1 protein-coding gene is annotated in these 1285 nt (G+C 57.7%); it reads right to left on the bottom strand.

Annotation, left to right across the window (positions count from 1 at the left end; genetic code table 11):
* Positions 1-62: 62 nt before the first annotated feature.
* Positions 63-1201, bottom strand: a protein-coding gene (locus ACSQ3I_RS28090) for an IS3 family transposase (protein ID WP_436004472.1) whose coding sequence is annotated in 2 segments (ribosomal slippage) — positions 63-934 and positions 934-1201 — 1140 coding nt in all. Because the reading frame shifts where the segments join, the coding sequence is not laid out codon by codon here.
* Positions 1202-1285 lie beyond the last annotated feature (84 nt).

The following is a 1285-nucleotide window of genomic DNA, read 5'->3' as shown; positions in this document are numbered from 1 at the left end:
CAGAGGTGGCTCGGTTTGTCTGAACAATTTCGGGCGTTTCGTTAAGTGGATTTCCGCCTCGATTATGCCGCGACCATCATTGACTGCAGCGCGTTGAAGTAGGCCTGATCCGGCGTCTGCCGGTCAAGGGATGAATGTGGGCGTCGGCTATTGTAAAAGGTCAGGTATCGGCCAATGCCTACACGGGCTTCGGACACCGTCTTGTAGGCGTGGAGATAAACCTCCTCGTATTTGATCGACCGCCAAAGCCGCTCGACGAAGACATTGTCCCGCCACGCGCCTTTGCCGTCCATCGAGATGGCGATGTCGGCCTTCTTCAGCACGGCCGTGAAGTCGACGGACGTGAACTGCGATCCCTGGTCTGTGTTGAAGATGTCGGGCTTGCCATATCGGGCGAGCGCCTCCTCGACAGCTTCGATGCAAAAGTCCGCTTCCATCGTGATTGACAACCGCCACGACAAAACTCTACGGCTGAACCAATCGACGACGGCGCAGAGGTAGACAAAGCCACGCGCCATGGGGATGTAAGTCAGGTCCATCGCCCAGACCTGGTTAGGCCTTGTGACCGCCAGCTTGCGCAGGAGATAAGGGTAAATCTTGTGCCCTGGCGCGGGTTTGGAGGTATTCGGGCGACGATAGATCGCCTCGATGCCCATCTTCTTCATCAGCGTGGCGACATGAAGCCGCCCGGTTTCCAGCCCTTCGCCTCTCAAAAGCCCTTGCAACATCCGACTTCCGGCAAAAGGGTAATCGAGATGCAGTTCGTCGATCCGCCGCATCAAAGCCAGATCACCGTCTGACACGGGCCGTGGAGAATAGTAAACGCTGCCACGGCTGAAGCCCAGAAGCTTCGCCTGACGTACGACCGACAGCTTGTGTGAGCGGTCAATCATTTCTTTCCGCCCAGCAATCCCGCCTTGCCGAGCGCTCCGGCTAAAAAATCGTTTTCCAGCGTCAGTTCTCCGATTTTGGCATGCAGCGTTTTGACATCCACAGTTGGACCTGCCGGGTCCGTCTTCGCTTCATCGCCGAAAACGCCGGTCGCCCCCTCAAGGAGCTGGTCTTTCCACTGCTTGATCTGGTTGGCATGCACATCGAATTGCTGGGACAACTCCACCAGCGTCTGCTCGCCTCGGATGGCGGCGAGCGCCACCTTTGCCTTGAAGGCCGGGCTATGGTTCCGGCGCGGTCGTCTCGTCATGGTATCTCCTGTTCCCGGCATCTAAGCCGAAGTCAGGCAGAAATTCCACTTAGCCCCGCTGTGCAGGTTTCCCGAGCCACCTCT

Source organism: Rhizobium sp. LjRoot30, from assembly GCF_964253915.1.
Taxonomy (GTDB): domain Bacteria; phylum Pseudomonadota; class Alphaproteobacteria; order Rhizobiales; family Rhizobiaceae; genus Metarhizobium.
Note: the sequence above shows the minus strand (reverse complement) of the source record. Positions and strands in the feature narration are given on the sequence as shown.